At 43.6% G+C, this 8,112-nt stretch carries 7 protein-coding genes; 4 read left to right on the plus strand and 3 right to left on the minus strand.

The window, feature by feature from the left end:
* Nucleotides 1–75 precede the first annotated feature (75 nt).
* Both IID12_08600 and IID12_08605 read left to right on the plus strand, forming a co-directional pair.
* On the plus strand, nt 76–471 hold the full coding sequence (locus tag IID12_08600) for a hypothetical protein (protein ID MCH8289148.1): 396 nt from the start codon (nt 76–78) through the stop codon (nt 469–471).
* Between the two features lie 116 nt (nt 472–587).
* Nucleotides 588–773, plus strand: coding sequence for an Rdx family protein (locus tag IID12_08605; GenBank protein MCH8289149.1), 186 nt, complete (start codon nt 588–590; stop codon nt 771–773).
* A gap of 42 nt (nt 774–815) precedes the next feature.
* Here the strand turns inward: IID12_08605 and IID12_08610 are convergent, their stop codons facing one another.
* Nucleotides 816–2,192 (minus strand): dipeptidase, encoded by a 1,377-nt coding sequence (locus IID12_08610; protein ID MCH8289150.1) that lies wholly within the window; start codon nt 2,190–2,192, stop codon nt 816–818.
* Nucleotides 2,193–2,368: 176 nt separating this feature from the next.
* On the opposite strand from IID12_08610, the gene IID12_08615 reads away from it, so the two are divergent.
* Both IID12_08615 and IID12_08620 read left to right on the plus strand, forming a co-directional pair.
* Nucleotides 2,369–2,857, plus strand: a complete 489-nt coding sequence (locus IID12_08615; GenBank protein ID MCH8289151.1) for a hypothetical protein — start codon at nt 2,369–2,371, stop codon at nt 2,855–2,857.
* 196 nt (nt 2,858–3,053) lie between these two features.
* Nucleotides 3,054–5,042, plus strand: coding sequence for a response regulator (locus IID12_08620; GenBank protein MCH8289152.1), 1,989 nt, complete (start codon nt 3,054–3,056; stop codon nt 5,040–5,042).
* Between the two features lie 71 nt (nt 5,043–5,113).
* Here the strand turns inward: IID12_08620 and IID12_08625 are convergent, their stop codons facing one another.
* Both IID12_08625 and IID12_08630 read right to left on the minus strand, forming a co-directional pair.
* A complete protein-coding gene (locus IID12_08625) occupies nt 5,114–6,451 on the minus strand; it encodes an amidohydrolase family protein (GenBank protein ID MCH8289153.1) in 1,338 nt (445 codons plus the stop codon).
* Nucleotides 6,448–8,094 carry an amidohydrolase family protein gene (locus IID12_08630; GenBank protein ID MCH8289154.1) on the minus strand — a complete coding sequence of 549 codons (1,647 nt, stop codon included), beginning with the start codon at nt 8,092–8,094 and terminating at the stop codon, nt 6,448–6,450. The genes IID12_08625 and IID12_08630 overlap by 4 nt, the downstream gene beginning before the upstream one ends.
* Nucleotides 8,095–8,112: the final 18 nt, after the last annotated feature.

Consider the following 8,112-nt stretch of genomic DNA (forward strand, 5'->3'; position numbering starts at 1 on the left):
TTCTTTGACATTGATTTTAAAGCTGGATATATTTTTCACCGTCATTATGGGTGAGCAAACATAAAATAATTTGTTATGATATTCTTATACTTAATTCTGGCGATTTTGCTTCTCGCTGTGGGTATATTTTTTTCTCGTTGGTCAGGATGGAAGAACGACGTTAAAGCTCAAATCGACGTGTATAAAAAACTCAAAAAACAGTTACCCGAAGCAAATGAAAACAATCTCGCAAGCAGACTCCTCAGACTGAAAATAAAAAACGATAAAAATGAATCGCTTCGGTCTCATTACGAAACCTTATCATTCCAGACAGGGTTAACATTGAAAAACGCCATCTTTTTTATAATTGAATACGATTACATTCGCGACAGAGGCTTAAACCCGGCTGAGCCCGGACCTATGCTTTTCCTTCATAAAGTGAAAGACTATATAGAAGTGATCATATCGAAGGAATTTCCCGGCGGAACATAGACATGCACATTTTCTTGTATCTGATTTAAACCTGTGTAAATTCAGTAGCCGGAAAACTTTTGATAAAAGGAAATGACTTGAATATCAGTATCGAATATTGCAGCGTCTGAGGCTATCTGCCTCAAGCCACCAGTTTGGCGGCTGAAATCGAAACAAAATTTGATGTTAAGAGCGAACTCATAGCTTCCGACAAAGGAGTCTTTGAAGTTGTTGTTAACGGAGAAAATATCTTTTCGAAAAAGCAACTCGGGAGGTTCCCGGAGAATTCAGAAATTCTGGAGAGTTTAGACTCTCTGAACTGAAAAATTTGTACCCGTTCATCGGGGTGCAGATATTTACTTAATCTACACTCCGTCTTTCGCTAAACCTTGATACAGATATGCCATAGACAAAATTCCCTTCTGAAAGTTTTCAAGGTCGATCCATTCGTTTGGAGCGTGCGCATTCTCATCAGGAAGCCCGAAACCGATCAATATGACAGGTGTATTCAAAATCTCCGCAAAATCGGTGACGACAGGGATAGAGCCGCCCTCCCTCATCAACACGGCGTCAGCCCCAAACCCCTTTTTCAGGGCTTCTCTGACCGAGTCGAATATCGGATTGTCGGTAGGGGATATATAAGGCATTCCGTTGTGCAGAGATTCAACTGTGACTTTTACCGCATCCGGTGAAATTTCATCAATGTATGATTTGAATAACTCCTCAATTTTTAACGGGTCCTGATTCGGAACTAACCGGAGGCTGATTTTTGCGGACGCTTTTGCCGGGATGACGGTTTTGGCTCCTTCACCCGTATATCCGGATATAATACCGTTAACGTCGAGTGTAGGTCTCGCCCATGTTCTTTCAAGCGTGGAATACCCTTTTTCTCCGAAAAGTGCCGGTGCTCCGAGAGCCTCTCGATATTTCTCATCATCAAATGGTAATTTTTCATATGCTTCTCTTTCGGCATCGGTCAAATCTAAAACATCGTCATATATTCCGGGTATCTGAATCCTGCCGTCCTCATCCTTCAATTTTGATATGATCCCGGCAAGCGCATTGGCAGGGTTTATAACCGCCCCGCCGAACGTCCCTGAATGAAGATCGCTCTTTGTTCCCTCAACGGTCAATTCAAAATACACCAAGCCCCTCAATCCATAGCATATGGAAGGTATTCCTTTTGCAAACATGTGTGAATCCGAAATCAATACCAGATCAGCCCGGAGCTTTTCAACGTTATTTTTTATCAGTGGGACGAGATTAGGGCTTCCTATCTCCTCCTCTCCTTCGATGATAAATTTGATATTGATCGGGAGCGATCCCTCGCTTTGTATAAGCGCTTCAACCGCCTTCATGTGAAGCAATATCTGACCCTTATCATCCACTGTTCCCCGCCCGTACAGTCCGCCGTTTCTCACTGTGGGCTCAAATGGAGGAGAATCCCAAAGCTCCACCGGGTCTTCGGGCTGAACGTCATAATGACCATATATCAAAGCGGTCGGCTTCTTTTCATCTCTGACCCACTCTGCATATACAACCGGATGTCCATCTGTCTCCATAACTTCCGAATTATCCAACCCGATGCGCTCTAATTCATCCCTTACCCAGTTAGCGCAAGACAAAACCTCCTTTTTTCTATCGGGGTCCGCACTTACGCTCGGAATCCTTACGAATTCCTTGAGTTGTTCGAGATAGCGTAATTCATTTTCGTTTATCAGCTCGGTTACGTTGTTTGCCAATTAGAATTCCTCCGGATTAGACTCGTCTAAAAGTAAATTTCATAAATCGGTGTACACGAAAATATACCGGTTAAATAAGAAAGATTAAAGCTTAAATAAACTTACGCCTTATGTTCACTTTTTTCTTGACATAGAGAGATAAAACTCCTACATTTAGGCGTACAAAAGGAGTAAGTATGGAAATATATGAATCTATTATTGAAGAGTATTCAACCGATCTGGAAGAACGCACAGAAATCAATCTGCCCGTTTGTCCCTTATGCGGTCAAGAAAAAGATGCTCTGGTAAACTGCGGGGCGCATGAAAACTTTTTTACCGACATCGGAAAGCTTCGAATTGCAAATAAAAAACTTTACTCTATTATCGGTTCAGGCGCTGAATATGCCTACGATATTGACGAGAACGATTGTTTCGTATGTCAGGATTGCCGCTCAAACTATTTGCAGTTCAATTCTTACTGTCCTCTCTATGTTCTGTACGAGGGTATATACAGCTTTTTTGATGAACAGAAAGCTATCTATGATAAGGATGAGAGTGAAGCTATGAAGATGCTTTGGAATGTTCAGTCGAACGGTAAGGCCGATCCTAATGCTCTGATTCATAGGTTTAAATTAATTTGCGCTCTCGATGATAATCTCTTATCCGGAAGCGTTGACAAAATCTAATTCTGCATCTCTAAACCCGACATTTAAGCCTATTCCCTTTTTCCCGACTCCGCTGATAATGAGAAATTTTGTCGGTTCAGCCGCTCATATTCTCCTACTAATTCAGACTTCAAGCTCTATATTATAGTGAGTGCAAAAATATTTGCTGAGAAGATAAAACTAAGGGAGATTTTGTGGGGGAATTTTCTAACGCTTAATGAAAAAGAACAAAAAATCGCTACAAGAACCGATGCTAAATTACTTATCAGAGGCAACCGATTCAGCGCTCAAAGGGAAAGATTGGGCATCGATTTTAAAATCAATTAATTCTTCCATAGCTTCAGGTCTTTCTTCTAATTACACCGCGATTTTTTGGAAGTACGATAGGTCACCTTCATTCGAAGTGCTTGTAGAAAACGGCTCTGCGGGAAGGGTTCGGAAGAGGTTTCTCGATAAAGATAAACTCCCTTCAAAATGGATTAAACAGAACAAATACGAAACATTACTTTCGCAGTCCAATATTAAGTCCGGAAGAGAAACAAAAATACTTCAAGAGCTAAAAAGTGATAAATCTAATGCGCTGGTTGTACCTATCAGCGCGGGGAAAAACCTAAAAGGATTTATATTCTCTCAACAAAAGAGAGATGGAGGATTTGATAAAACGGAAATTAGATTCGTCGAATCGATTGCCTCTATTCTTGCTTTAGCACATGAGAGAGAGAGACTGGGAAAAGCCAACCGTGATCTTGAGAAGATACCGAACATAAATCCTGATTTGATCATGAAATTCAATAAATCAGGGGATCTTTTGTATATCAATCCGGCGGTCGAAAAATTACTTAAAGCATATAAGATCGGTAAAAAAAATATAAATAAAATTCTCCCTCCGAGTCACGCCGGGAGAATGGAGTTAGCTTTTAAAAACGAAGAAAATATCACTGCAGGCGCGATCATCGGCAGTTCTCACTATGAGTTTACTTATAACCCGATTCTTGATGACGAAACCCTGATAATCTTAGGCAAAGACGTCAGTGACCGCCAGGAGGCGCTCAATAAATTGCTGCACAGCCAGTCGAGACTGATCGAATCTAATAACGCATTCAAAGAGCTGTATGATAGAGAGAAACAGATCAGGTCCCAGCTTGTTCACACCGAGCAGCTTGCGGCATTAGGACAGATGGGATCGAAAATTGCCCATGAACTTAATAATCCGCTCCAGGTGATATCAGCATGTGCAGAGGTCATTTCAGATCTGATGGAAGATGAATCGATTAATGAAATCGTGGAAGATATGAACACAGAGATACAGCATATTATCAGCCTTGCTTCCGGTTACATGAGACTCGGTAAGCCGACACTCTCGAAAAGAAAAAATATCAATGTGAACAATGTTATTAAGGAACTCGTGGAAACCCTCAAAACCATCGGACAAATGAAGACAGTTAAATTAACCTTAGATCTCGGCAAAAGACTGCCTAAGGTAAATGTTGATAAAGATAAATTAGACCAGGTCTTCAGAAATCTGATTCTCAACGCTCTTCAAGCGATGCAGGGAAGAAAAACCCAAAATCTGGTGATATCAACGCTTATGGATGAGGAACGGAAATTCGTCGTTACTAAGATTTACGATACCGGCACAGGAATCCCGAAAAATGACTTGCCGAAAATATTCGATCCGTACTTTACTACCAAGCAGGAGGACGTAGGTACCGGAATAGGGCTCTTGATAGTAAAGGACATTATTGAAGTCGAGTACAATGGGAAGATCGACGTTATTTCTACAAAAGGAAAGGGTTCCACATTCAGCGTCTCCCTCTCCGTCGCGAAGGGTGAACCTGTTTCGGCTAAGATTCTCATAGTTGACGATGAACCGATGCTCTGCCAGAGCTACAGGAGATTTTTGACAAAATCCGGTTATAATGTCGAAACTGCGATGGACGGTAAATCCGCACTAAAGGTGTTCGATCAGTTTTCTCCCGACATTATAATCGCCGACATCCAAATGCCCGGGATGGATGGATTTCAATTTGCCGAACAAATTTGGAAAAAAACGCCGAACCAGAAAATTATATTTTCGTCAGGATTTGCTTACGTTGAAGACATTAAAAATAAGCTGGAACGCGACAACCTAATGTTCTTCAAGAAACCGGCGCGTCTTGTTGAAGACCTGCTGCACAGTGTTACAACCGCGTTAAAAAGTGATTGATCTCTGTCAGGGAAAATAGGCAGCGCTGATTTTGCTGCCTATCTTGATAGGTAAATCCTTCTAACCCGCCTTTACTTTATAAGTCCTTTTTGACGATACTTTTCGGTGTATTTCCGGTACAGCCTTTTGTGCTTGTTGTCCAGATCTATCTTTCTTCCCTGAATAAATACCAGCTCAACGGAGGTAGTTATTTCCAAGGGACTGCCGTCTGTCACTATTATAGTGGCATCCTTCCCGTTTTCGAGAGAACCGACCCTATCGTCTATTCCCATTATTTCAGCGGCGTAAAGAGTGATAGATTTTATTCCCTCAATCTCCGGAAGTCCGAATGCCACAGCCATTGCGGCATTATACCGTATATTGTGCTGCTCACCGGCGAATGTTGCGTACCCCATGCAGAATTGAACTCCTGCCTCGTATAGTTTATTGGCGAGAGTATATCTTGAATCGTAAGCTTCCCAATCTCTTGACGGCGTAAGCAACACTTCACTGATGACCACCGGAATATTCATTTCTTTCAATTCACTCGCGAGTCTCCAGGTATCTTCACCACCTAAAATAACAGTCTTGATTCCCTCTGATTCAGCCCAGTCGATCGCCCCTTGTATTTGCCGTATCTCATCCGCGGTTATCCACATCGGCAGTTGACCTTTCAGGACCGGAATCATAGCCTCTAATCGAAGATCAACTTCATGGCTGGGTATGCCTTTTTTACCCGACGCCTCCTTCGCGATCATATATGCTCTCGCTTCATCCATGAACACACTGATCTTGTCTAACGCCTCCTTTTGTTCCTTTATCTGATCCTCTTTGCTCTTATCAAACCACCACGCACTTATTATGGTCATCCTGGGCCAATTCATAAGCATACTGACCGGAGCCTTCAGCGTCATGTCTTCCCAAGTCCAGCCGTCGAGCATTATCGCTGCGGACTTTCCGGAGATGATCCCTCCCCGAGGAAATGAGTTTACTACGGTTATTCCGTGCGCCCTCACTACAGAGAGCAGCTCGCTGTCCGGGTTCAATCCCGCTTCCGCTCTCACGTTAGGATTCATCGAGCCGAGTTCCCTGTCGTCACGCGATCCGGGAACGGAACCGACTTCAATCAGTCCGAGACGCGTATCGGCGTTTATCAGACCCGGATAAACATGCTTACCTGAAACATCAATGCTCTCGACACGGGAAGACAGGTTAACGTCATTCCCTATTTCTGTTATTATTCCGTTATCAAACAAGATGGTACCGTTCTCTATCGTCTGACCGGAAATCGTGTGGATAGTCCCGCCTACGAGTGCGATCGGATGATCCTGCTTTTTAGAGGGAACTTCGTCAGATGCCGGGGTCAGTGAAGTCAATCTCATGAAAACCAGCGCGATAGTGAGAGTGGAGTATATTATTTTTGCCTTCATATTCCTTCCCTCCCGGTATTGCCGGATTCTTTATCCTTCTTATTTTTTTCGTCGTTTTTCTCTTTCTTTTTCTCTCCAGAGGCTAATATTTTTTGGATCAGTTTTTCTCTTTCTTCGTCGACAGACTTTCTCAAGGCGGCATCTTCTTCTATATCGAACCACTTTGTTCCTTCTATCCAGGTCTGTTCCGCTATTGTCAATGTGCTTAACGGATGGCCGCTCCATACAACAAAATCTCCGTCCTTACCTTTTTCAAGGGAACCGGTCCACTTATCGACCTTCAGTTGTATAGCCGCATTGATAGTTACAAACTTCAAAGCCTCTTCCTCGCTTACTCCGCCATATGCCACCGCTTTGGCAGCTTCGAGATTCATCCTTCTCGCAAGCTCATCGCTGTCCGAATTGAAAGTGGTTAGCACTCCCACGTCGTGCATCAACGCTCCATTATATGGTATTGCATCGTACACTTCGAACTTATACATCCACCAATCCGAGAAGGTAGATGCACCCGCTCCATGCTTTTTCATTTCATCTGCAACTTTATATCCTTCGAGTACATGGGTGAATACCGCTATCCGGAAGCCAAAATCCTCCGCCACCCTCATAAGCATCAGGATCTCATCCTGTCGGTATGAGTGGCAGTGAACGAACATCTTTCCTTCCATAATATCCACGATAGCATCGAGCTCGAGATCTCTCCTTACGGGCAGACCACCCTTCTTCCTTCTTGCGGCTTTGTAGTCGAGCCCGGCTCTGAATTCGTCCCTGAATATCTGTTCCACACCCAATCGTGTGCGGGGATATCTGAGGACAGGAGGATTCCAGTTACTCTGCTTCACATTTTCGCCGAGAGCGAATTTTATAGTCGGCTTCGCTTTGGTATATTTCAACTTTTCAGGCAGGGAGCCGTATTTAATTTTAATGATCGCCGCTTGCCCTCCAATCGGATTAGCCGACCCGTGCAGTTCCTGAGACATGGTAAGCCCTCCGGCAAGCTCTCTGTACAAGCCGATATAATCGCCGGTTAATACGTCTCCTATCCTTACTTCGGAGGTAACCGCCTGACTTCCTTCATTCACGCCCCGGGTCATTGCCGTGTGCGAGTGTTCGTCTATGAGTCCGGGCGTAATATGCTTGCCCGTGCCGTCTATAATTACAGAGTTCTTTGGAGCTTTCAAGTTTTTTCCAATTTCAGATATTTTTCCGTTCTTCACCAGGAGATCGGTATTTTTCATTATTCCCGCCCGCCCGCTTGTCCATATGGTTGCGTTCCTGACAAGAACCGATTTGCTTTGAACCGGAAGAGTTCTCCTTCCGAATCCTCCAAGAGGATAAGTAATAGTCGCGGTTGCAGGGGCTAATTCTTCGGAATCTTTATCTTCTTCATCCTCTTCTTCGGTCGCTGATTTTGTCAATTTCCAAGTTATTTTCTTGTTTCCGGGTGCGCTTCCGACACCCACTATCCCTTTCTCGCTTAATTTCCCCGACATCATCACAATTCCTGATATATCGATGGAATCCGCGGGAAACGAAAACGCAATCCTGAAAGATGAAATTACCGGCGAGTTCAGCTTCATCTTTTTTCCGGCGATTGTAGCGCTGCCGGAAAGTTTCTCGACGCTTCCTTTCAGTTCAAGGGTCATCTCCTGCGAGTCCATGCC

The organism is Candidatus Neomarinimicrobiota bacterium, assembly GCA_022567655.1.
In the GTDB taxonomy this organism is placed as follows: domain Bacteria; phylum Fidelibacterota; class SORT01; order SORT01; family SORT01; genus JADFGO01.

Coding starts and splice junctions, on each gene's coding strand:
- IID12_08600 (MCH8289148.1), top strand. CDS start 76: ATGATATTCTTATACTTAATTCTGGCGATTTTGCTTCTCGCTGTGGGT.
- IID12_08615 (MCH8289151.1), top strand. CDS start 2,369: ATGGAAATATATGAATCTATTATTGAAGAGTATTCAACCGATCTGGAA.
- IID12_08620 (MCH8289152.1), top strand. CDS start 3,054: ATGAAAAAGAACAAAAAATCGCTACAAGAACCGATGCTAAATTACTTA.
- IID12_08625 (MCH8289153.1), bottom strand. CDS start 6,451: ATGAAGGCAAAAATAATATACTCCACTCTCACTATCGCGCTGGTTTTC.
- IID12_08630 (MCH8289154.1), bottom strand. CDS start 8,094: ATGACCCTTGAACTGAAAGGAAGCGTCGAGAAACTTTCCGGCAGCGCT.